The 22,138-nt window shown below is 63.4% G+C and carries 18 protein-coding genes; 8 read left to right on the forward strand and 10 right to left on the reverse strand.

Going from position 1 to position 22,138, the window contains the following annotated elements:
• Positions 1–9 precede the first annotated feature (9 nt).
• The 3 genes from PCA31118_RS08900 to purU all read left to right on the forward strand — a co-directional run bounded on the left by PCA31118_RS08900 (position 10) and on the right by purU (position 4,462).
• Entirely contained in the window at positions 10–2,499 is a 2,490-nt protein-coding gene (locus PCA31118_RS08900; RefSeq protein WP_150624857.1) for a GcvT family protein, read from the forward strand.
• Between the two features lie 90 nt (positions 2,500–2,589).
• The gene (locus PCA31118_RS08905; RefSeq protein WP_150624858.1) at positions 2,590–3,441 is read left to right on the forward strand and encodes an NUDIX hydrolase; all 852 of its coding nucleotides are present in this window, start codon (positions 2,590–2,592) and stop codon (positions 3,439–3,441) included.
• Positions 3,442–3,589: 148 nt separating this feature from the next.
• A complete protein-coding gene (purU, locus tag PCA31118_RS08910; RefSeq protein ID WP_044453852.1) occupies positions 3,590–4,462 on the forward strand; it encodes a formyltetrahydrofolate deformylase in 873 nt (290 codons plus the stop codon).
• A 33-nt stretch (positions 4,463–4,495) separates the two neighbouring features.
• Here the strand turns inward: purU and PCA31118_RS08915 are convergent, their stop codons facing one another.
• From PCA31118_RS08915 to PCA31118_RS08940, 6 genes are all read right to left on the reverse strand, one after another.
• Entirely contained in the window at positions 4,496–5,866 is a 1,371-nt protein-coding gene (locus PCA31118_RS08915) for an MFS transporter (protein WP_150624859.1), read from the reverse strand.
• A 222-nt stretch (positions 5,867–6,088) separates the two neighbouring features.
• Positions 6,089–6,580: a DUF488 domain-containing protein gene (locus tag PCA31118_RS08920; RefSeq protein WP_150624860.1), complete on the reverse strand. Its 492-nt coding sequence runs from the start codon at positions 6,578–6,580 to the stop codon at positions 6,089–6,091.
• A gap of 138 nt (positions 6,581–6,718) precedes the next feature.
• Entirely contained in the window at positions 6,719–7,852 is a 1,134-nt protein-coding gene (locus PCA31118_RS08925; RefSeq protein ID WP_150624861.1) for a 2-aminoethylphosphonate--pyruvate transaminase, read from the reverse strand.
• Between the two features lie 115 nt (positions 7,853–7,967).
• The gene (locus PCA31118_RS08930) at positions 7,968–9,770 is read right to left on the reverse strand and encodes a putative 2-aminoethylphosphonate ABC transporter permease subunit (protein WP_150624862.1); all 1,803 of its coding nucleotides are present in this window, start codon (positions 9,768–9,770) and stop codon (positions 7,968–7,970) included.
• 5 nt (positions 9,771–9,775) lie between these two features.
• On the reverse strand, positions 9,776–10,870 hold the full coding sequence (locus tag PCA31118_RS08935; RefSeq protein WP_150624863.1) for a putative 2-aminoethylphosphonate ABC transporter ATP-binding protein: 1,095 nt from the start codon (positions 10,868–10,870) through the stop codon (positions 9,776–9,778).
• Positions 10,871–10,974: 104 nt separating this feature from the next.
• Complete coding sequence (locus PCA31118_RS08940) at positions 10,975–12,015, reverse strand: putative 2-aminoethylphosphonate ABC transporter substrate-binding protein (protein ID WP_174990401.1); 1,041 nt, start codon at positions 12,013–12,015, stop codon at positions 10,975–10,977.
• A gap of 398 nt (positions 12,016–12,413) precedes the next feature.
• On the opposite strand from PCA31118_RS08940, the gene PCA31118_RS08945 reads away from it, so the two are divergent.
• From PCA31118_RS08945 to PCA31118_RS08965, 5 genes are all read left to right on the forward strand, one after another.
• Positions 12,414–13,130 carry a phosphonate utilization associated transcriptional regulator gene (locus PCA31118_RS08945; RefSeq protein ID WP_150624864.1) on the forward strand — a complete coding sequence of 239 codons (717 nt, stop codon included), beginning with the start codon at positions 12,414–12,416 and terminating at the stop codon, positions 13,128–13,130.
• 104 nt (positions 13,131–13,234) lie between these two features.
• Positions 13,235–14,488: a phosphonoacetate hydrolase gene (gene phnA, locus PCA31118_RS08950; RefSeq protein ID WP_150624865.1), complete on the forward strand. Its 1,254-nt coding sequence runs from the start codon at positions 13,235–13,237 to the stop codon at positions 14,486–14,488.
• A gap of 100 nt (positions 14,489–14,588) precedes the next feature.
• Complete coding sequence (phnY, locus tag PCA31118_RS08955) at positions 14,589–16,043, forward strand: phosphonoacetaldehyde dehydrogenase (RefSeq protein WP_150624866.1); 1,455 nt, start codon at positions 14,589–14,591, stop codon at positions 16,041–16,043.
• A 337-nt stretch (positions 16,044–16,380) separates the two neighbouring features.
• Positions 16,381–18,189, forward strand: coding sequence for a Na/Pi cotransporter family protein (locus tag PCA31118_RS08960; protein ID WP_150624867.1), 1,809 nt, complete (start codon positions 16,381–16,383; stop codon positions 18,187–18,189).
• Complete coding sequence (locus tag PCA31118_RS08965) at positions 18,149–18,697, forward strand: phosphonate degradation HD-domain oxygenase (RefSeq protein ID WP_150624868.1); 549 nt, start codon at positions 18,149–18,151, stop codon at positions 18,695–18,697. The genes PCA31118_RS08960 and PCA31118_RS08965 overlap by 41 nt, the downstream gene beginning before the upstream one ends.
• 131 nt (positions 18,698–18,828) lie before the next feature.
• Here PCA31118_RS08965 and PCA31118_RS08970 read toward each other — a convergent pair whose 3' ends face one another.
• The 4 genes from PCA31118_RS08970 to PCA31118_RS08985 all read right to left on the reverse strand — a co-directional run bounded on the left by PCA31118_RS08970 (position 18,829) and on the right by PCA31118_RS08985 (position 22,017).
• A complete protein-coding gene (locus PCA31118_RS08970) occupies positions 18,829–19,821 on the reverse strand; it encodes a hypothetical protein (protein ID WP_150624869.1) in 993 nt (330 codons plus the stop codon).
• A gap of 131 nt (positions 19,822–19,952) precedes the next feature.
• Entirely contained in the window at positions 19,953–20,351 is a 399-nt protein-coding gene (locus tag PCA31118_RS08975) for a RidA family protein (RefSeq protein WP_150624870.1), read from the reverse strand.
• Positions 20,348–21,346, reverse strand: coding sequence for a threo-3-hydroxy-L-aspartate ammonia-lyase (locus tag PCA31118_RS08980; protein WP_150624871.1), 999 nt, complete (start codon positions 21,344–21,346; stop codon positions 20,348–20,350). Before PCA31118_RS08980 ends, PCA31118_RS08975 begins: the two co-directional genes overlap by 4 nt.
• The gene (locus tag PCA31118_RS08985) at positions 21,343–22,017 is read right to left on the reverse strand and encodes a helix-turn-helix transcriptional regulator (protein WP_150624872.1); all 675 of its coding nucleotides are present in this window, start codon (positions 22,015–22,017) and stop codon (positions 21,343–21,345) included. The genes PCA31118_RS08980 and PCA31118_RS08985 overlap by 4 nt, the downstream gene beginning before the upstream one ends.
• Between the last annotated feature and the right edge of the window lie 121 nt (positions 22,018–22,138).

A 22,138-nucleotide genomic window follows, 5' to 3' on the forward strand; every position in this document is an offset into this window, starting at 1 on the left:
AGCCAGTCCATGCCTTCAGTCCTGCCCTCTCATGCCCGCGTCGTTATCGTCGGCGGTGGCATCGTCGGATGTTCCGTTGCCTATCACCTCGCCAAACTCGGCTGGTCCGATGTCGTCCTGCTGGAGCAAGGTCAGTTGTCCTGCGGCACGACCTGGCATGCGGCGGGGCTCGTCGGGCAGTTGCGTTCGCAGGAGAGCATGACGAAGCTCATCCGGTATTCCACGAAGCTCTACAGCGAACTGGAGGCGGAGACCGGCCTGGGCACGGGATGGAAGCAATGCGGCTCGCTCTCGGTCGCGCGCACTGCGGAGCGCATGACGCAGCTCAAGCGCACAGCGGCGGTCGCGCGTGCCTACGGCGTGCAGTGCGACGTGATCTCGCCGCGTGAAGCGGGTGAACTGTGGCCGGTAATGCGCACCGACGATCTCGTCGGTGCGGTGTGGCTGCCGGGCGACGGCAAGGCCAATCCGACGGATCTGACGCAAGCGCTGGCACGTGGAGCGCGCAGCCGTGGCGTGCGCATCGCGGAGAACACGCGCATCACGCAGATTCACACGGCGTCGCCGAACGGCATTCCAACGGCGACCGGCGTGTCGTGGCGCAACAAGGACGGCGAGCACGGGCGCATCGATGCCGAGATCGTCGTCAACTGTGCGGGGCAGTGGGCCAAGGCCGTGGGCCGCATGTGCGGCGTGACGGTGCCGCTGCATTCGGCCGAGCACTATTACATCGTGACGGAGCGTGTGCCGGGCGTGCACACCGACTTGCCGGTCATGCGCGACCCGGACGGCTACATCTATTTCAAGGAAGAGGTCGGCGGTCTGGTGATGGGCGGGTTCGAGCCGAACGCCAAACCGTGGGGCATGAACGGCATTCCCGAGAATTTCGAATTTCAGTTGCTGCCCGACGACTGGGACCAGTTCGAGATCCTCATGGAGAACGCGCTGATTCGCGTGCCTGCCCTCGAGACCGCCCAGATCCGGCAGTTCTACAACGGGCCGGAGTCGTTCACGCCGGACAACAACTTCATTCTCGGCGAGGCGCCCGAGCTGCGAAATTTCTATGTCGGCGCGGGCTTCAATTCCATGGGCATCGCGTCGGCGGGGGGCGCAGGCATGGCACTGGCCGAGTGGATCGTTGCGGGCGAGCCGACGATGGATCTCTGGCCTGTGGACATCCGGCGCTTTGCGGGCTTCAACGGCAACGACACATGGCTGCACGATCGCGTGAAGGAGACGCTCGGCCTGCACTACGCCATGCCGTGGCCGAATCGCGAGCTGGACACCGCACGGCCGTTCCGGCGTTCACCGCTGTACTCGACGTTGCTCGCGAAAGGGGCGTGTTTCGGCAGCAAGATGGGATGGGAGCGGCCCAACTTCTTTGCTCCGTCGCCGCAGGAAGCCAGGATCGAGTACAGCTTCGGTCAGCAGAACTGGCATGCGTGGAGCGGGGCAGAGCACCGCGCATGTCGCGAAGCCGTGGCGCTTTTCGACATGAGTTCGTTCTCGAAGCTGCTCATCAAGGGCCGCGACGCCGAGCGGGTCTTGCAGACGTTGTGCAGCAACGACGTGGCCGTTGCGCCGGGGCGCACCGTCTACACGGCAATGCTCAACGAGCGCGGCGGCTACGAATCGGACTTCACCCTCACGCGCCTCGCGCCCGACCAGTACCTGATGGTGACCGGCTCCGCGCAGACCACGCGCGACATGGACTATCTGGAGCGGCGCATCGCCGGGATGCCGGACGATCCGCGCTGCACCGTGGTGGATGTGACGGGACAGTACGCGGTACTGGCGCTGATGGGGCCGAATTCCCGCGCGCTGTTGCAGCAGGTGTCGAAGGCCGACTTTTCCAACGAGGCTTTCCCGTTCGGCACGAGCCGTGAGATCGACCTCGGCTACGCAACGGTGCGAGCCACGCGTCTGACCTACGTCGGCGAACTCGGCTGGGAACTGTACGTGCCGGTCGAGTTTGCGGTGGGTGTCTACGAGCGGTTGCATGCCGCAGGCGACGCCTTCGGCCTGAAGGACGCCGGCTACTATGCGATCGACTCGTTACGCATCGAAAAAGGCTACCGCGCGTGGGGGCGGGAACTGACGCCGGACACGAATCCGGTCGAGGCCGGGCTGACGTTCGCGTGCAAGCTCGCGAGCGGCATGGCCTTTACGGGACGCACCGCCGTCGAACTCGCCAAATCGAAAGGCGCACGTCGCCGGCTGGTGAGCGTGGCGCTCGACGGGGCAAGCGACCGGATGCTCTGGGGCGGCGAGGCAGTCCTGCGCGACGGACAGCCGGTCGGATTTATCACCTCGGCGGCGTTCGGTCACACGGTCGGCGCACCGATCGGCCTTGCGTACCTGACGAATCCGGACGGACCGGTGGACGCCGACTATGTCGAATCGGGTCGCTATCAGGTCGATCTGGCGGGCGAGTGGCTCGACGCCCGCGTGCAACTGCGCGCGTTGTACGACCCGAAAGGGGAGCGCGTGAAGGGGTAACCACAGGCGAACTTGCCGCCGCTTCTGTAAAATGCCGCTTTTGCCTCGTTTTCGCGCGCCAACGTCTGGCGTGCGTCCGGTCTCCGACGTATGTCTTTTGCTTGTATTGCGGCGGCGCGCCGCTTCGACGACAGAGCGCATCTGCCGCTCGTGATCGGCTCGCAGCGTTATGGATGGATTCGCCGTAGCGATGTCGAGTCGCTGTGCCGCTGGCCCGACGTGTTCGAGATCAGTTCGCTCGCCGTACGCATTCATCCGCGTCACGACACGTGTGAAGCGCGCACCACGGCGCTGGAGCCCGTCATTGCGACATTGGCCGCGGAAGGACGCATCACGGGCTGGCGCAACGAGCGTTACGCCATTCGCCAGCGGCTTTACGACACGCCGCTCGCGTGGATCGAACGCGCCGCCTCCCGTTTTTTCGGCACGCGCACCTTCGCCGTCCATGTGAACGCCTACGTGAGCGCGCGATTCGTCGGCGAAGCGCCGAAGCTATGGATTGCTCGGCGCAGCGTGCTCAAGGCGACCGATCCCGGCTGCCTCGACAATGCGGCGGCGGGCGGCATCGGTAACGGCATCGGCGTGGGCGATACGCTCGTCAAGGAGTGCTGGGAAGAAGCGGGCATTCCGGCGTATCTCGCGAACGAAGCGCGTCCGGGCCGTACGCTGCACATCCTCGCGGAAATTCCCGAAGGCGTGCAGTCGGAGCAGATTTTCGTCTACGATCTCGCGCTGCCGCGCGGTTTCGTGCCCGAGAATCAGGACGGCGAGGCGAGCGCCCATTGGCTATGCTCGGCCGGGAACGTACGCGACGTGATCGCACGCGAGAAAATGACCGTCGATGCGAGCCTCGCGAGCCTCGATTTTCTGCTGCGCGAAGGCGCGATTCGCGCGAAGGACTGCGCGGGGATCGAGGCGCTGTTCAAGCCGGCGGACGAGTAAGCCCGACGAGGCGACGTCCATTCACGGCGGAACGGCGCATGCACGCAGGCACGCACGCCGGGCCGGCGCCGCGTCGATGTCCGGACGACGACCGAATTCACGAATTTCAACACTGCAACGACATTGCAAGCCTTGCCCAGGAGCAATCATGGCACCGATCGAAAATAGCTACATTCTGAAGTTGTCCTGCCCGGACCGTCCCGGCATCGTCCACACGGTGGCCGGTTTCCTGGTCGAGCGCGGCGGCAACATTCTCGACTCGGCCCAGTTCAACGATCGCTTCACCGGCGGCTTCTTCATGCGCGTGCATTTCCAGCAGTTGCCGGGGCAAACCGATCTGGCGACGTTGCAGCGCGAATTCGCGCCGCTGGCCGAGCAGTTCGAGATGCAGTGGGAACTGGTCGACGCCTCGATCAAGCCGCGCGTCATGCTGATGGTCTCGAAGATCGGTCACTGCCTGAACGATCTGCTGTTCCGCTACAAGACCGGCCAGCTCAACATCGAAATTCCGGTGATCGTCTCAAACCACAAGGATTTCTATCAGCTGGCGGCCAGCTACAACATTCCGTTCCATCACCTGCCGCTCATGAACGCGACGCCGGAATCGAAGGCGGCGCAGGAAGCCAAGGTGCTGGAACTGGTGCAGGACAACCACATCGATCTCGTGGTTCTGGCCCGTTACATGCAGGTGCTATCGAGCGATCTGTGCAAGAAGCTCGAAGGCCGTGCGATCAACATCCACCATTCGTTCCTGCCGAGCTTCAAGGGCGCGAAGCCGTACTACCAGGCCTTCGATCGCGGTGTGAAGCTGATCGGGGCGACGGCGCATTACGTCACGTCCGATCTCGACGAAGGCCCGATCATCGAGCAGGAGGTCGAGCGCGTTGACCATACGATGGACCCGGAACAGCTCACCGCCATCGGTCGCGACGTGGAATGCGTGGCGCTCGCACGCGCCGTGCGCTTCCATGCGGAACACCGGATTCTGCTCAACGGCCACAAGACGGTGATCTTCCGCTGATGACGGTTGCGGGCGCGTGTGGCGTTCGGCGGTTCACGTGCGCTGCGCCAACTCGCTGCCCGCATCGCGCGACAGACGTGCAATCGAGATCGTCGAACTCACGGCGATCAGCCCCACCACGAGGAACGCCCACGGGAAGTCCACCGCCGTGACGTGATCGCGTCCGTGCAACCAGGACGATGCCTGCAACACCGCCGCCCCGATCGTGATGCCGAGCGTGAGCGACACCTGTTGTGCGACGCTCGCCAGACTGGTCGCCTGACTCATGCGATGGGCGGGAACGTCCGCATACGAGATCGCATTGAGGCTCGTAAATTGCAGCGATCGGAAGCAGCCGCCGAACAGCAGCGTGCCGAGAATGACCAGATGTGACGTCTGCTCGGTGAACAGCCCATAACCGCCGATCGTCGCCGCAGCGATCAGTGCGTTCGTCATCAACACGCGACGAAACCCCCAACGCTTCAGAATGCGCAGCGAGAGCGTTTTCATGAACATGGCGCCTGCGGCCGAGATGAACGTCAGCGCACCGGACTCCAGCGGTGTCATGCCAAAGCCGAGTTGCAGCATCAGCGGCAGAAGAAACGGCGTCGCCCCAACTCCGATACGAAACAGCGTGCCACCGCCTACCCCGGCGCGGAACGTGGCGATCCGAAAGAGATCGAGGCGCAGCAGCGGATGCGCGAGCCCCTTCGCGTGGCGTAGGTACGCCACGAGCAGACCCGCGCCGATGGCGACCAGCGCGAGTGCGAGTGGCGTCGGAATCAGGTGACGGCCGATGGTCGAGAGCCCGAGCATCAGAATCGACAGACCGAAGCCCGACAGCAGGAAACCCTTGATGTCGAGCGGCGGCACGTTATCTTCATAGAGATCGGGAATGAACTTCGTCGCGAGCACGAAGCCGAGCACCCCGATGGGAATGTTGATGAAGAAGATCCAGCGCCAGTGCCAGTAAGTGGTGATGAAGCCACCGAGCGGCGGGCCGAGCACGGGGCCCACCAGCGCGGGAATGGTGAGGTAGTTGAGCGCGCGCACCATGTCGCGCTTCTCCACGGACTTGAGCAGGGCGAGCCGCCCGACCGGGACCATCATGGCGCCGCCGACACCTTGCACGAAGCGCGCAATCACCAGCTCGGGTAGGGTCGTCGAAATGCCGCAGCAGATGGAGCCCAGGACGAATACGCCGATGGCGGTGCGAAAGACGTTGCGCGTGCCGAAGCGGTCGGCAATCCATCCGCTCACGGGTATGAAAACCGCGAGGCTGATGAGATAGGTCGTGAGGGCAAGCTTGAGCGTGATCGGACTCTCGCCGAGATCCTGTGCGATCAGCGGCAACGAGGTGGACAACACGGTGGAATCCATGTTCTCCATGAACAGCGCGCAGGCAACGATCAGTGGAACCAGCATGAGGTCGGGACGTTGCCGTGCGGGCAACGAAAGTCGGCAATACAGTGGGCAAGCGTGGGCTCGGCAGTCGCTCATGCGTTATAGCAAACTTCGAGACGTCCTGTCTCGGTCGTTTGCAAAGCCAGCATTCATGCACTTGCGCGACGGTATCGCTTCGACAACCGTCGTTTTGAGAGGCGGAATACTGTCTCATGTCTCAATACGCGAGACACCCTCGCGCCACTACCGGCGCGATGCCAGGAAGTCGCGCAGCACATGCAGGTGCGTGTGCGCCTCGTCGTCTTCGAGCCGATGCGCGGCGGTGAGCAAGGTCACCGTGCCTTCGCTCACGCGCGTGCGCAGTGCTTGCAACGTCGCGTTTTGGTCCGCGTCGAGCGAAGCAAGTTCGGCGAGAAAGCGTTGGCGAAACGCGTCGAACTGCTCGGGGTGCTCGTGAAACCACTTCCTCAGCGTGGTGCTCGGCGTCGCGTCTTTCGCCCAGAAGTCGATATGCGTTTTGACTTTGGCAAGGCCGCGTGGCCACAGGCGGTCGGCGAGGATCCGTTGGCCGTCGGCAGGATCGGGGGCGTCGTATGCCCGTTTGAAGCGGATGTCGAAGGGTGCGCGACTGCGTTTGCCCGCGGGCGCATCGGTGAGCGCAGGCGTGGCCGACTTGTCGTTCGCAGCGGCGTGGGCTTTTGCCCGTGTTGTAGCGGTGGCTTTCGACGACGGCATGGGGGACAACCTCCGGAGGGACAGCGCGCGATGGCGCAGTACCCGAAAGCTTACCGGAGGTGGCCGTAGCCGGCATCGAAAACCGCGCCGCGACAACTCGCCAACGACGCGATTCCCGATGCAACGTCAACGCACCGACTAAGCCGCGCGCGTGAGCGGCGCATCCTGACGAATGCCCAGCGACGCCAGCGACTGCGAAATCGCGGTGACGACATTGCGCATCTCGTTGTCGTCGATGGCGCCGATGCAGCCCACACGGAATGTCTCGATTTGCGTGAGCTTGCCCGGATAGAGGATGTAACCGCGCTCGCGCACGGCGGCGTAGAACGCCTTGAAGTCGTACTTGCTGTCCGCCGGGGCGTGGAACGTCACGATGACGGGTGCCTGCACCTCCGGCGCGAGAAATGCGCGAAAGCCCAGCGAGGCCATGCCGTCGACCAGCGTTTGGCAGTTTTTACGGTAGCGCTCGCCGCGCACCGGCTGGCCGCCTTCGGCCAGAAACTGGTCGACGGCGGCACGCAGCGCTGCCACCACGTGTGTCGGCGGGGTGAAGCGCCACTGCGTGGTCTTTTGCATGTACACATACTGATCGTGAAGGTCCATCGCCAGCGAGTGGCTGTTACCGCTGCTCGCTTCGAGCACGGATCGTTTCGCGATGACGAACCCCATGCCCGGCACCCCTTCCAGGCACTTACCGCTCGCCGCGATGAGTGCGTCGAACGGCATCGAGCGAACGTCGATCTCCACGGCGCCGAACGAGCTCATCGCGTCGACGATGAGCCCCTTGCCGTGCTTCTGGCACACACGTGCGATCTCTGCGAGCGGATTGAGCACGCCGGCGCCGGTCTCCAGATGCACCTGCGCCACATGGGTAATCGACGGGTCGCGTGTGAGCGCATCGTCGATCGCGGCGGCACTGGCGGCCTGATCTTCGGGGATGGGCAGCGCAACGGCGTCGCGTCCCAGATAGCGGCAAATCTTCAGAATGCGTTGGCAGTAGGCGCCGTTGTCCGGCACGAGAATGCGGGCGCTGCGCGGTGTCAGCGTGCCGATGGCGGCTTCGACCGAGAACGTGCCCGAGCCTTGCAGCGGCACGCAGACATAGTCGTTGCCGCCATGCACGATCTCCACGAGATCGCGACACAGCGACGCCGTGATCGCGTTGAACTGGGCGTCCCAGGATCCCCAGTCACGCAACATGGCCTGTCGGGTGGCCGGCGACGTGGTGAGCGGGCCGGGGGTAAGCAGAATCGGTTCCTGACCGAGAATCATGACCGCCTCCTATCAAGCGGGGGGTGAAACGATTGAGCAACGGGATGAACGAATGTGATCCATTGCGGCGAATCTGATGTCAGTGATGTCAGTGATGTCAGTGATGTCAGTGATGTCAGCGCCCATGACGCGTTGTCATACCCGATGGGCGTCGCCACGCCTGCGTGTAGCGTTCTACGACGATCTGCACCGCGTGATAAAGCAGGCATACGAGCATCGACGTGAGCACCACGAGCGTGGCCATTGCCGCGGCCGGTCCGATCGAGCCGGTTTCGTCCATGTTGACGATGGCGACGGACGCGAGCGACGTATCGGCCGAATAAAGAAACACGACAGCGGAGACGGTCGTCATGGCGTTGACGAACAGGTACCGGCTGATGTCGATGATCGACGGCAGGCAGATGGGCGCGGAGACACGCCAGAAGGTCCGATAGAACGGCACCTTGAGCGAGGCGGACACATATTCGAATTCCGGATCGATCTGCTTGAGCGCGGTGACCGCCGTGAGGTGACTCGACGAGTAGTAGTGCACGACGTTGACGATCACGAGAATGGCGAGCGTGCCGTACAGGCTGTGCAGCGGGTTGGCCTCGGAGACGAAAAAGAAGATGTAGCCGAGACCGAGCACCAGCCCCGGCACGCCCATCGGCAACACGGCCATCATGCGAATGAAGCCGCGCAGCCATGCCATGCCGCGCGTCTTTTCCAGCAGGTAGGCGATGACGAAGATTGCCGCCGTCCCCCAGATCGCGCACCAGAACGCCATCTCCACGCTATTGAGATACGAGTCCACCGCGCCGCTTTCGATGAGACCGAAACGGTAATGCCCCAGCGAGAGACTGAAGTTGTAAGGCCAGAATTTCACGAACGACGCGTACACCGCCATGCCGAGAATCGCGAGCATGATCGCGGCCATCGCCCAGCACATCGTCGCCATCAGCCAGTCGAAGCCGCGCGACGGCTTCGGTGCGTAAGGCACGGCCCGCGCAGAAAGCAACGCCTGCTGCTTGCGTTGCACGACCGAATCGACGAGATACGTAATCCCTACCGGCACCAGCAACACGAGCCCGACGACGGCCCCCTTCGAAAAGTCCTGCTGACCGATGACGAGCTTGTAGATATCGGTGGCGAGCACGTTGAAGTCGCCGCCGATGACCTTCGGGATGCCGAAATCCGAAATCGCATAGGTGAAGACGATCATCGCCGCGCTGATGACACCGTACTTCGCCCCAGGCAGCGTGATGGTGAAGAAACGTCGCCATGCGGGCGTGCCAAGCGCGTCCGCGGCCTCGTAGAGCCGCGCGTCGGTGAGCGAGAGCGCCGTGATCAGGATCATCAGCGCGTGCGGAAACGTGGCGTTCACGAGCGACATCACGATGCCGAGCGGCCCGTAGATGTCCACGTCGCCCATGAAGGGCCGAAGCAGTCCCTGATTGCCGAACCAGAAGATGAACGAGATGGCGGGCAGCAGCGTGGGGCCGAGAATCGGAATCAACGCGATGTTGCGCAGCAGTGTCTTGTGGCGGATGCAGCTACGCGTGAGCGCATACGCGAAGAGGAAGGCGAGCGGCACCGTAATGCACGTCGTCACCATCGAAATCCACACGCTGTTCCAGATCGAGCCCAACAGGGCAGGCGAGTGGAAGTACTCGCGGAAATGGCGCAGACCGACAAAGTGGCCTTCGTTGTCCTGCACGCTCTTGACGAGAATCGCCGCCATCGGGGCGAGCAGAAACAACACACCGGCGGCCGCGGCGATGAGCAGCAGGCCCTGTGCGAGACGATCGGTCCAGTGCGAAGCCAGCCGCACCGGGCGCACGGCGCAGGGCGGCGGGCGATCGGCCGCCGTCGTCGGCGGCTGACCGGCTTGCGGTTGCGCGCGCTGCGCACTGTCGAGTGTCGTGGATACGGAACTCATCGTGGCTACCCCTGACGGAACACGCGCACGGCGGCGCTCGGCACGGCAAAGCGCAGCGCGCCGCCGGTGGCCGGTTGCAGGGCCTGCATGTCCGCAGGCGAGAGGTCGGCATACAGCGGGTGATCGCAGGCGTGCATGCGCAGCGTCACGCGCGAGAATGCGCCGAGGAATTCGATCTTCTCCACGGCGCCGTCGAATACGTTCGCCTCGTCGTCGAGGTCGTCCAGATCACGCACGCGGACGTCTTCAGGCCGGAAGAAGACCCGAATGTCCTCGCCGGTGCGACAGCCGTTGAGCGTGCCGCAGGTCAGTTCGTACTGTCCGACGCGCACACGTCCGGCGTCGCCCAGACGCGCGGGCAGGATATTCGTCTTGCCCACGAAGTCCGCCACGAATGGCGTGGCCGGATGCTGATAGATCTCGCCGGGGGTGCCGATCTGCTCGATCACGCCCTGATTCATGACCACGATGCGATCGGCCATGGACAGCGCCTCTTCCTGATCGTGCGTGACGAGAATCGTGGTGATGCCCAACCGCTGCTGCAACGCGCGGATCTCGCTGCGCAAACGCACGCGCACGCGGGCGTCGAGTGCCGAGAGCGGTTCGTCGAGCAACAGCAGTCCGGGCGACGTCGCCAGCGCCCGGGCAATCGCAATGCGCTGCTGCTGCCCGCCGGAGAGCTGGCCGGGGAATTTGCTCCCGGCGTCGGGCAGCCCGACCATCGCCAGCAGTTCGGCCACGCGCGCGTCGCGTTCGGCGCGAGGCACGCGGCGGTTCGTGAGTCCGTAGGCGACGTTCTGCGCGACGCTCAGATTCGGAAACAGCGCGTACGACTGAAAGACGATGCCGTAGTCGCGCTGCATCGGCGGAAGCCGGGAAATGTCTCTTCCGTTTTGTGACAACGTCCCCTGAGTCTGTGCCTCCAGCCCGGCGATGATGCGCAACAGCGTGGTTTTGCCGCAGCCCGACGGGCCGAGGAAGCAGAGCATTTCACCGCGTCGCACGGCGAGGTGAATGTCTTGCAGCACCACGGTGTTGTCGAACCGCTTGTGGATGCCGGCAAGTTTCAGGTAAGTGCTTTGATGCTGATCGTCGCTCATTCGGAGGACCTCCCGCTCGTTGTTGCCTGGGCGTGGCATGGCATGACGTGGCATAGCGTAGTCGAGCGGACACCCTTCGGATGTCCGCCGGAGCTCACTTCCTGTCACTTCTTCTCGGACTTCGCGCCGTAGCGCTTTTGCCACTCGGCCAGCACCGATTCCCGGCTCTTCGCGATCTCGGTGAAGTCGTTCTTCACGAGCAGATCGGGGTAGTTCGCCGGAATCGTGTCGAATTTCTTCGCCACGCCCGGATACGCCACGATGGCCCAGTCCTTGGCGTACATCTGGTTCGCTTCCTTGCTGGCGAGCCAGTCCATGTAGCGCTTGGCGGCGTCGAGCTTCTTGGTCGTCTTCACGATGCCTGCGGCTTCGATGTCGTATCCGAGACCTTCCTTCGGAAATACGAGGTCGATCGGCGCGCCGGCGTCTTTCGTGCGATGGGCATTGAATTCGAACGAGATGCCGATGGGATACTCGCCCGCGCCTGCGTCACGACACGGCTTGGAGCCCGAATGCGTGTACTTGACGATGTTCTTGTCGAGCGCATCCATGTACTTCCAGCCGCCGTCCTTGCCGAACATTTGCAGCCACGCCGTCACGTCGAGGAAGCCCGTGCCGGAGGTGGCCGGGTTGGGCATCACGATCATTCCTTTGTAGACGGGCTTTGCCAGATCTTCCCAGGAGGTGGGTTTCGGCAAATTGCGCTTGGCCGCTTCGACGGTGTTGAAGCAGACCGTGGCGCCCCATACGTCCAGCCCGACCCACGACGGCGGGTTGGCCTTGTCGCTGTACGCGCGCGTGAGCTGGTCGAAGCCCTTGGGCGTGTACGGCGTGAGCAACCCTTCCTGCTTGATCAGTTCGAGACTCGAGGCCGCCAGCCCGGCGATGACGTCCGCCTGCGGATTGGCCTTTTCTGCGAGCACTTTCGCCGTGACAACGCCCGTGGAGTCGCGCACGTACTTGATCTCGATGTCCGGATTGGCCTTCTGGAACGCCTCGGCATACGGACGCATGACTTCGACTTCCCACGCGGTATAGACGGTCAGCGTGGTCTTGGCGAGCGCGGGAGCGGCCTGCGCGACGCAGAAGAGTCCTGTGGCCAGGACGGCGGCGGCACGCATGGCACGGCGCAAGGATGAGTTCATGGATGGCTCCTGTGGGTCGCGATCACGGTCGCGTTGTGAGTACGGTCAACGCCTTAACTGAGGCGATTTGTTGCATATTATTGGCAAATTATGTCGTTTTCTTGAAACCCCGCGATGTTGTCATCTGTTCGTCAAATACCTCCAATAGTATGGAAATCATTGATTCAGATAGGGTTTTGTCGTTGCCGCAACCGACTCACCCCGACGGTGTTGCAAAATCTGTCTGCAATGTCGGATGTGTTTTGTTGACAATCTACAAATTGCTGTGCTTGAATGTCAACAACAAAAAAAATCACGTGATGCCACAAATTGCCACGCGATGCCGCGATGGCGGTTTGCCCCCCGATGTGACGGGCGTGACGCGATAGCGCCAGCGTCCAGAGATAAGGAAGACCGGAATGACCCCGAAGCCCACCTCGCCGAGCGCGATCGAGTTGTTGCAGAGTCAGTCGCTCACGACACTCGTCCAGCACGAGATCGAGCGCCAGATCATGGCGGGCACGCTCACGCCCGGCACCAAGCTCAACGAGATCGAAGTCGCCGGCAGCCTTGGCGTCTCCCGTGGTCCGGTGCGCGAGGCATTCCGTGCGCTGGAGGAAGCCGGGTTGTTGCGCACCGAAAAGAATCGCGGCGTGTTCGTGCGCGTGATCGCGCTGGAAGAGGCCGAAGAGATTTACGCGCTGCGCGGCGTGCTCGACGAATACGTTGCCCGCACGCTGGCGGAGTCGATTACGTCGGATCAGCTCACGCGCCTGCGCGAGTCTGTCGAAGCCATGCACCACGCGGTGGAAGCGGGGGACAGCGAGGCGTACTACCGCCTGAATCTCGTGTTCCACGACACGCTCGTGGAGATGGTCGGCAATCGTAAGTTGCTGGAGACCTACCGTCGTCTGGTCAAGGAATTGAGTCTGTTCCGTCATGACGCGCTGACCGGCGATTCGTCGGCGCCGCCAAAGTCGGAGCGCGAACACCGGGACATCGTGAGCGCCATCGCATCGCGCGACCCCGAGCGTGCCGCGCAGGTCACGCGCGAGCACCTGGTGCGTGGCCGCACGCGCATTCGCGAGATGTTGTCGCGCGCGCCCGGCGCCGTGGCGCAGGCGAAGGCCGGCTGAGTGTTGAGGGATGTTGTCTTGTTGAAAATTCGACCGTCAGCAGGATGTCGCCGCACACGCGAGAACTGCCACGGTCATTCGAGTTGTTCTTGAGGAGAACCGACGTGAATCAGCCCGCACAGATCCAGGTGAACGGCCGTCAATACCGCTTGCCACAGCAACCGACCGTCATCGTATGCGTCGACGGTTGCCAGTTCGAATACATCGAAGCCGCTGCCGCCGCAGGCGTCGCCCCCTATCTGAAGCGTCTGCTGGCCGAAGGCGCCGTGTTCAAGGGCGACTGTGTCGTGCCGTCCTTCACCAACCCGAACAACCTCTCGATCGTGACTGGCGCGCCCCCCGCCGTGCACGGCATCTGCGGCAACTACTTCTTCGACCCGGACGCCGATGGCGGCCGTGGCAAGGAAGTGCTGATGAACGACCCTGCCTACCTGCGCGCAGGCACCGTGTTCGCCGCAGCGGCCGACGCAGGGGCGAGCCTCGCCGTCATCACGGCCAAGGACAAGCTGCGCAAGTTGCTCGGCTATCGCATGAAGGGCATCTGCTTCTCGTCGGAAAAGGCCGATCAGGTCACGCTCGAAGAGAACGGTATCGAAGACGTGCTCGGTCTGGTCGGCATGCCGGTACCCGACGTCTACAGCGCCGAGCTCTCCGAGTTCGTGTTTGCGGCAGGCGTGCGGCTGCTGGAGACGCGCCACATCGACCTGATGTATCTCTCGACCACCGACTACGTTCAGCATAAGTGGGCGCCGGGCACGCAAGGCGCGAACGCCTTCTACGCCATGATGGACAAGTACCTTGCCCGTATGGACGAACTCGGCGCGGTCATCGGGCTCACGGCCGATCACGGCATGAACGCCAAGCACGATCCGACAACCGGCGAGCCCAACGTCATCTATCTGCAAGACCTGCTCGACGACTGGTTCGGCAAAGGCGTGGAGGCGGGTGGCGCTCGCGTGATCCTGCCCATTACCGATCCGTACGTGGTGCACCACGGCGCGCTCGGTTCGTACGCGACCATCTATCTGCCGGCCGACGCGGATCGCGACGCCATTCGCTCGCGCCTCTCGGCAATGCCGGGCATCGAAGTGGTGCTCACCAATTCGGAAGCATGTGCGCGTTTCGAATTGCCGCCCGATCGCGTAGGCGATCTGGTGGTCGTGAGCCGCCAGTCGGTCGTGCTGGGCACGAGTGCGAGCCGTCACGATCTGTCGGGATTGACGGTGCCGCTGCGCTCGCATGGCGGGATTTCGGAGCAGACCGTGCCGTTGCTCTTCAACCGCAAGACCGACGGCATTCCGGGCAAGGCGCGCCTGCGCAATTTCGACATTCTCGACGTGGCGCTCAACCACGTCTGATGGCTGCGCCAGTCCGATGAAATAAGCGCCGGCGTCGACCGAATCCCATCGTGAGATGACGTCCGGCCCAAGTCCTGTTGGAGATGCTGTGGAGAACCCCATGAACGCGCCGCACAAGTTGCATCCCGAGTTCCGCGCCGAAGCGCTTCGCATCGGCGGCGAGAAAGTGACCCGCGAACGGATCATCGAAGTGTTCAATCCGTACTCGGGCGATCTGGTCGGCACCGTGCCGAAGGCTTCGCTCGACGACGTTCGCCGCGCATTCTCGATCGCCAAGCAGTACCGCTCGACGCTCACGCGTTTCGAGCGGGCCAACATTCTCGACAAGGCGGCGGCATTGCTGCGCGCGCGCACTGCCGAGGCTGCCGCCATCATCACGATGGAGTCGGGACTGTGCAAAAAGGACGCCGTCTACGAAATCGGGCGCGTGGCCGACGTGCTCGGCTTCGCTGCGGGCGAAGCGCTGAAGGACGACGGACAGGCGTTCTCCTGCGATCTCACGCCGCACGGCAAGAAGCGCCGGGTGGTCACGCAGCGAGAGCCGCTGCTCGGCGCAATCTCGGCCATTACCCCGTTCAATCACCCGATGAACCAGGTGGCCCACAAGGTGGCGCCGTCCATTGCGACCAACAACCGGATGGTCCTCAAGCCTTCCGAGAAGGTGCCCCTGTCCGCCTACTATCTCGCCGATACGCTCTATGAAGCCGGCCTGCCGCCGGAGATGCTCCAAGTGATCACGGGCGATCCGATGGAGATCGCCGACGAGATGATCACGAACGAGAACATCGACATGATCACGTTCACGGGCGGCGTGTCGATCGGCAAGTACATCGCGTCGAAGGCGGGCTATCGCCGCATCGTGCTGGAGCTGGGCGGCAACGATCCGCTCATCGTGATGGAAGACGCCGATCTGGATCGTGCGTCCGACCTCGCCGTGCAGGGCTCGTACAAGAACTCCGGTCAGCGATGCACGGCGGTCAAGCGCATGCTCGTTCATCGTGACATCGCCGCGCAGTTCACCGAGCTTGTCGTCGAGAAGACCCGGCTGTGGAAATACGGTGATCCGGCCGATGATGGAAACGATATGGGAACGGTCATCGACGAAGCGGCGGCGCGGCTGTTCGAAGCGCGCGTGAACGAAGCCGTGGCACAGGGGGCTCGGTTGCTCGTGGGCAACAAGCGCGAAGGGGCGCTGTATTCGCCCACGGTGATCGATCGCGTCGATCCGAAAATGACGGTCGTGCGCGAGGAGACATTCGGACCGGTGTCGCCCATTCTTACGTTCGGCAGCATCGACGAGGCGATCGCCATGTCCAACGGCACCGCGTTCGGGTTGTCGTCGGGCGTATGCACGAACCGGCTCGACTACGTGACGCGCTTCACCAACGAGTTGCAGGTGGGCACGGTCAACGTATGGGAAGTGCCGGGCTATCGCATCGAACTGACGCCGTTCGGGGGGATCAAGGATTCCGGTCTGGGTTACAAGGAAGGGGTTCAGGAAGCGATGAAAAGCTTCACGAACACAAAAACCTTCACGCTGCCGTGGGGAATCTGAAGCCGTTATCCACAGGCGAAGGGAGCAGACGGGCTGCGGTTCGCATCGGCCGGGACGACCGGTCGGCGGCCCTCGCAGCCGGTCTGTTTCCCTGATGCAACAAGGCTTAGCAGAATGCGCGCAAAAATTGTGACAAATTGATGACGCGATTGTTGCGGTGTTCGATTTGGTGTACGGTGTACCGATTGGGGATACGCATGACGCGCAGACTTCATACGCATCCCGACGCCAGTGTAGGACTGACGCGGGATGCCGGTTTTGGCAAACCAGTGCACGCGTCATGTGGGTGGCGCGAGGCGCTGCCTGTCCCGTCGACAATAAGACACGGAACACTGGCATGCTGACTCTGCTCAACCTTCTCTCCGGCGTGGCGATGCTGATCTGGGGCACACATATCGTGCGCACCGGGGTCCTTCGCGTCTACGGTGCCGATCTGCGACGGATTCTGTCGCACAGCATCTCGAATCGTTTCCTTGCCTTCGCGGCGGGCGTGCTTGTCACCGGTCTCGTGCAAAGCAGCAATGCGACGGCGCTCATCGTGTCGTCGTTCGGTGCGCAAGGGCTGATCGCGCTGGCGCCGGCGTTGTCCATCATGCTGGGCGCAGACGTCGGTACGGCGGTCATGGCGCGGATCCTGACGTTCGACCTGCATTGGCTTTCACCGCTGCTGATCTTCTTCGGCGTCATCTTCTTCCTGTCACGCAAGCAGACGCGCGCGGGCCAACTGGGTCGCGTGTCGATCGGCCTCGGCCTCATCATCCTTGCCTTGCAGCTGATCGTCGGCGCGACGACACCGATGACGGAAGCCGCCGGCGTCAAGGTACTGTTCGGCTCGCTCACCGGCGACGTGATGCTCGATACGCTCATCGGCGCGTTGTTCGCGATGGTGTCGTATTCCAGTCTTGCGGCGGTGCTGCTCACCGCAACGCTCGCCTCTTCGGGCGTGATCTCGCTCAAGGTGGCGCTGTGTCTGGTGATCGGCGCGAATCTCGGCAGCGGCATGCTGGCCATGCTGACCTCGGCCGGGCAGAACGCGGCCGGTCGTCGCGTGGTATTCGGCAGCCTGCTCTTCAAGCTGATCGGTTGCCTGATCGTGCTGCCGTTCGTCGATTACGCGCCCATGCTCGTGAATTGGCTCTCGGACGCGCCGGCGCAAGCAGTCGTGAACTTCCACGTGCTATACAACCTGGTGCGCTGCGTAGTGTGCCTGGCCTTTACCGAACCCATGGCCCGCCTGTGCGTGCGACTGCTCGCCGAGAAGCCGGAAACCGACGGCGTGACCCGTCCGCGTCACCTCGACGAGAGCGCGCTCGAAATGCCGTCGCTCGCGCTGGCCAATGCCACGCGCGAGACGCTGCGCATGGGCGACATCATCGAGCGCATGCTCAACGGATTGCTCGACGTGATCAAGAGCAACGACGTTGCCCGCGCACGCGAGACCCGTCGGCTGGACGACGACGTCGACCATCTCTACACCGCCGTGAAGATGTACCTGACACGTGTGTCGCGCGAGAATCTGAGCGAGCAGGACAGCCGTCGCTGGACCGACATCATTTCGCTCACGATCAATCTCGAACATGCGGGCGACATCATCGAGCGCATGGTCGTCGAAGTCGAAGAGAAAAAGATCTCGCACAAGCTCTCGTTCTCCGAAGCGGGGTTGCAGGAGATTTGCGACATGCATGCGCGGCTGGTGACGAATCTGCAACTGGGCCTGTCCGTGTTCCTGAACACCGACCTCAAGAGTGCACAGCGGCTCATGGCGGAGAAGGAGAGCTTCCGCGATCTGGAGCGCGCGTATTCGTACACACACCTGAATCGTCTGGCGGGACAGTCGGTGCAGAGTATCGAGACGAGTTCGCTGCATCTGGACATCATCAGCGACATGAAGCGTCTGAATTCGCTGTTCTGCTCGACCGCCTATCCGGTGCTCGACGATGCCGGCGCGCTGCGCAAGAGTCGCATGCGAGACAAGCCGAAGGACACCAAGGATCCGAAGGCGCCGAAGGAAGTCAAGGCGTCGAAACTGGCGGCGCTTGCCGAAGTCGCGACGGCCGCCGCCGGCTCCGCCTCAAGTTCTCGCGACGACAACGAGAGTTCTCACGATGGCCCTGAGCCTGCCGGACATCCGCACCCTGTTCGATAAGTTCGGCTCGATCGCATACAGCGGCGAGCCCGTCACCCAACTGGAGCACGCGCTGCAAAGCGGCGCGCTCGCCGAGCGCGAGGGCGCCGACGAGGCGCTCGTCGCGGCCAGTTTCCTCCACGATCTCGGCCACCTGCTCAATCTTCAGGGCGAAACGCCCACCGAGCGCGGCATCGACGATCTGCATCAATACTTCGCATTGCCGTTCCTGAGGCCGCTCTTTGGCGACGCGGTCCTCGATCCCATTCGTCTGCACGTGGACGCGAAGCGGTGCCTGTGCGCGATCGACCCCGAGTACTACGGCAAGCTCTCGGTCGATTCCGTGCGCAGCCTGGCATTGCAGGGCGGGGTGTTCAGCGACGAGGAGGCGACGACATTCCTGGCGCGCGATCACGCACAGGCGGCGCTGCGCCTGCGTCGCTGGGACGACCGGGCAAAGGTCGCCGGCATGCAGACACCGTCGCTCGATCACTACATGAAGGTGTTGGAGCGCGTGACGATCCAGTAATGCCTGCTTGCCCGCTTGCTCGCTGCGCAAAGCAATCGAGGCCGCGCCGGAGAGATTCGGCGCGGCCTCGTCGTTTCAACGGATGCCCTTGCTGCGCGGGGCAGTCTGCAAGATCAGCATGGTCAGCAAGGTTACCGCGGCAGCCGGGCGCGCCAGACGGCGGGCAGCAGCCGGAGTACCGCCTTGCGCGAGGGCTGCCAGAAGACCGAGAGCAAGAGCAGCACGCCGCCCACGACAACGGCGGTCGCCGGTAGCGACGCGCTGGACGCCGTGTAGAACTCGCCGTCGCTTGCCGGGGATGTCATGAACAGGCGCAGGATTGCACTCATCACGTAGAGCAACGACGAGAGCATGAGCGCGCGTCGGTCGATGGCAAGCGAGATGACGGTGAGCACCGCAAACACGGCGACGACCGCGCCCGGATGGTGGGGGGCGAGCATCCAGAAGATCGGATGCGTGACCATGCAGGCCGAGAGCAGATGAAGCCAGAAGGCGACGTCGGAGCGGATCGTGGTGCGTTGCGGATCCTGAGCGTCCCAGCGCAGTGCCCAGAGGAAGATCGCCAGACCTGCCACGACGTTGCCGACGAGCAGCCATACGCCGACGTTGTCGTCGAGCAGCACGATGGCATGCGCCCACACGACGATCACGACACCGGCAAGCCCCATCGCAATGACGGCAGGCACGCGGAAACGCCACCAGAAGAGGGCGGCCCCAAGGGCCGTGCACAGGCATGTGGCAACGAGGGTCCACGCACTCATCGACGCGCGCACGCTTTCGCCGCCCTGATGCAGCAGCGACGCATTGCCGAAGCCGAGCAACGCGCAGGTACTGACGAAGCTGAACGAGAAACACAACGCGGGCAACGCCATGCGGCGGCGTCGCACGAAAATTTCGGAGAGCCCCCAGGTCATGGCGGCTGCGACGAGCATCTGGAGCCACGACGGAAGTGCAACGGTGAGCCACACGATCCCGAAGGACAGCAGCCACGAGGCGATCACGACGAAGATATCGTTAAAGCTGGTGACCAGCCGCAACGGCTCGTCGTCGACGCGTTGCTGTGTTCGGGCGGTGGGAATGTCGGAGGCTGCGGGCTGCGGCGTAGGAAGATCAGGCGTCGTCATGGCTTGAAGAACGTGAATTCGTGGAGCGAAGTGTAACCGTCGGACGGATTCACGGCGCCAAAAATCCCGGATGTCTTCAAGCCACGCCCGAAAGCGGGAACATGACCCGGCTTGCCACATCGATGTGGCGCTCAGCCCGCCAGTGCCGTCGCCTCGATCTCCACGGCCACGCCATGACTCAGCGCCGGTACCGGTACCACGCAACGCGCCGGTTTCGCATCGCCGGCCCATGCGGCATAGACGTCGTTGAACGGTCCCCAATGGTCCACGTTCGTGATGTACACGCGCACCTGCACCAACCGGCTCACGCTGGAGCCACACGCGCTGAGAATTGCCGCGACGTTGTCCAGCGCCTGCTTCGCCTGGACTTCGAACGGCGCGCCCACGAGGCGCTCGCCCTCCGGCGTGATGGGCAGCTGACCCGAGACGAATACGAAGCCGTTGGCGCAAACGCCATGCGAATAGTGTCCGCGCGGCGGTTGCAGCGTGGATACGTTCACCGATTCGATACCTCGTTCCTGCGTGCTCATGCGACCTCCCCAAGTGTCAGTTTTGCGAAACGCGCGAGATCGACGTTGCCGCCGGAGAGCAGGATGCCCACACGCTTGCCGCGCACGTCGATCTTGCCCTGGAACACTGCGGCTGCGGCGAGACATCCGGTCGGCTCCACCACGATTTTCATGCGGCTTGCAAAGAATTGCATCGCCTGCACGAGTTCGTCGTCCGTGACCGTGAGAATGTCGTCGACCAGTGCGCGGATGACCGGGAACGTCTGGTTGCCCAGATGTTGCGTCTGCGCGCCGTCCGCAATGGTGCGCGGCGTGTCGATGTGCACGATCTCGCCCGTGCGAAAACTCTGCTGACCGTCGTTGCCGGCTTCGGGCTCCACGCCGTAAATCTCGATGTTCGGATTCAGCGCGCGCGCGGCGACTGCGCTGCCCGAGAGCAGGCCGCCACCGCCCAGACACACGACAAGAATGTCGAGTTCGCCCGCGTCCTCGATCAGCTCTTTGGTGGCCGTGCCCTGACCGGCCATCACGTGCGGATGGTCGTACGGCGGGATCAACGTCATGCCGCGCTCGGTCGCCAGTCGCCGGGCCAGCGCCTCGCGATCTTCCGTGTAGCGGTCGTACAGAATCACTTCCGCGCCGTAGCCACGTGTGGCTTCGACCTTCACCTGCGGGGCGTCCTGCGGCATGAGGATGACGGCCGGCACCCCGAGTTCGCGTGCCGACAAGGCGATCGCCTGCGCATGGTTGCCCGAGGAGAACGCCAGCACGCCAGCGCGCCGTTGCGCGGCGGTAAATTGCGAAATCGCGTTGTATGCGCCGCGGAACTTGAACGCGCCCATGCGCTGAAAGTTCTCCGCCTTGAAGAACAGGCTGGCGCCGGTCATTGCGTCTGCGGTGCGTGACGTGAGCACCGGTGTACGGTGTGCGGCCTCGCGAATGCGATCGTGAGCGGCGACGACATCGCCATATGTGATCGCGAGAGAAGACGATGTGGCCTGCGTGGGGGTGGTCATGATGCACCTTTCGGGTCGGAGAGGTAGGTGTAGACGGTCGAGCGCGCAATGCCCAGCGTCCGTGCGACTTCGGCATGCGCCTGGCGCAAATCGAGCAAGCCGCGCGCTTCGACGAGGCGGATCGCTTCGCGGCGTTGCGCAAGGGTCAGCGCCTGCGGTGTGGTGTTGCGCTGCGCGGCAAACGCGGTGATCAGCGGTGCGATGTCATCCAGACGTCGGTTCGAGAGCGTCTCCCTGACCGACGCCGGCGCCTGATTCGGCACGTTCACCAACTGCTGGACGCTTGCCGCCGCTGCCGCCAGCATCGAAATGTCCATGTTCAGGCAGATGGCCGCGACATACTCGCCGCGACTGTTCTTCAACCCGATGGACGTGCTTTTGGCCGGACGCCCGTCGGGAAACCGGTTGGCGTAGTTTGCGATGACCTCCGGGAACGCCGGATCCGCAATGCGCGCAAGTCCCATTTCCGTTACCGCGTCGCCCGGCTCGCGGCCCGACAGATTGTTGGCGATGGCCACGATGGCGTGGTCCGGGTCGGTCAGGTCGTGCAGCACCACTTCGACGAGCGGCGCGAACGTCTGGCCGAGCGCTTCGACGATTTTGCGACCCTCACGCAAAAGCAGCGTGTTCTCGTCGAGCTTCCTGGTAGTGGTGGATTTGGCGGATATCATGATTTGACATTATGTCATTCGATGACGAAATGTCAAACCGCGGTCGGAAAAATGCCCGCTACCGGCTGACCTCGCGGGGGAGGGCGCGCCGACGCGCGGGCAGCTACTGCGGATGTTGCAC

Source organism: Pandoraea captiosa, from assembly GCF_902459775.1.
GTDB lineage: Bacteria > Pseudomonadota > Gammaproteobacteria > Burkholderiales > Burkholderiaceae > Pandoraea > Pandoraea captiosa.

Coding starts and splice junctions, on each gene's coding strand:
- PCA31118_RS08900 (WP_150624857.1), top strand. CDS start 10: ATGCCTTCAGTCCTGCCCTCTCATGCCCGCGTCGTTATCGTCGGCGGT.
- PCA31118_RS08905 (WP_150624858.1), top strand. CDS start 2,590: ATGTCTTTTGCTTGTATTGCGGCGGCGCGCCGCTTCGACGACAGAGCG.
- purU (WP_044453852.1), top strand. CDS start 3,590: ATGGCACCGATCGAAAATAGCTACATTCTGAAGTTGTCCTGCCCGGAC.
- PCA31118_RS08915 (WP_150624859.1), bottom strand. CDS start 5,866: ATGCTGGTTCCACTGATCGTTGCCTGCGCGCTGTTCATGGAGAACATG.
- PCA31118_RS08920 (WP_150624860.1), bottom strand. CDS start 6,580: ATGCCGTCGTCGAAAGCCACCGCTACAACACGGGCAAAAGCCCACGCC.
- PCA31118_RS08925 (WP_150624861.1), bottom strand. CDS start 7,852: ATGATTCTCGGTCAGGAACCGATTCTGCTTACCCCCGGCCCGCTCACC.
- PCA31118_RS08930 (WP_150624862.1), bottom strand. CDS start 9,770: ATGAGTTCCGTATCCACGACACTCGACAGTGCGCAGCGCGCGCAACCG.
- PCA31118_RS08935 (WP_150624863.1), bottom strand. CDS start 10,870: ATGAGCGACGATCAGCATCAAAGCACTTACCTGAAACTTGCCGGCATC.
- PCA31118_RS08940 (WP_174990401.1), bottom strand. CDS start 12,015: ATGAACTCATCCTTGCGCCGTGCCATGCGTGCCGCCGCCGTCCTGGCC.
- PCA31118_RS08945 (WP_150624864.1), top strand. CDS start 12,414: ATGACCCCGAAGCCCACCTCGCCGAGCGCGATCGAGTTGTTGCAGAGT.
- phnY (WP_150624866.1), top strand. CDS start 14,589: ATGAACGCGCCGCACAAGTTGCATCCCGAGTTCCGCGCCGAAGCGCTT.
- PCA31118_RS08960 (WP_150624867.1), top strand. CDS start 16,381: ATGCTGACTCTGCTCAACCTTCTCTCCGGCGTGGCGATGCTGATCTGG.
- PCA31118_RS08965 (WP_150624868.1), top strand. CDS start 18,149: ATGGCCCTGAGCCTGCCGGACATCCGCACCCTGTTCGATAAGTTCGGC.
- PCA31118_RS08970 (WP_150624869.1), bottom strand. CDS start 19,821: ATGACGACGCCTGATCTTCCTACGCCGCAGCCCGCAGCCTCCGACATT.
- PCA31118_RS08975 (WP_150624870.1), bottom strand. CDS start 20,351: ATGAGCACGCAGGAACGAGGTATCGAATCGGTGAACGTATCCACGCTG.
- PCA31118_RS08980 (WP_150624871.1), bottom strand. CDS start 21,346: ATGACCACCCCCACGCAGGCCACATCGTCTTCTCTCGCGATCACATAT.
- PCA31118_RS08985 (WP_150624872.1), bottom strand. CDS start 22,017: ATGATATCCGCCAAATCCACCACTACCAGGAAGCTCGACGAGAACACG.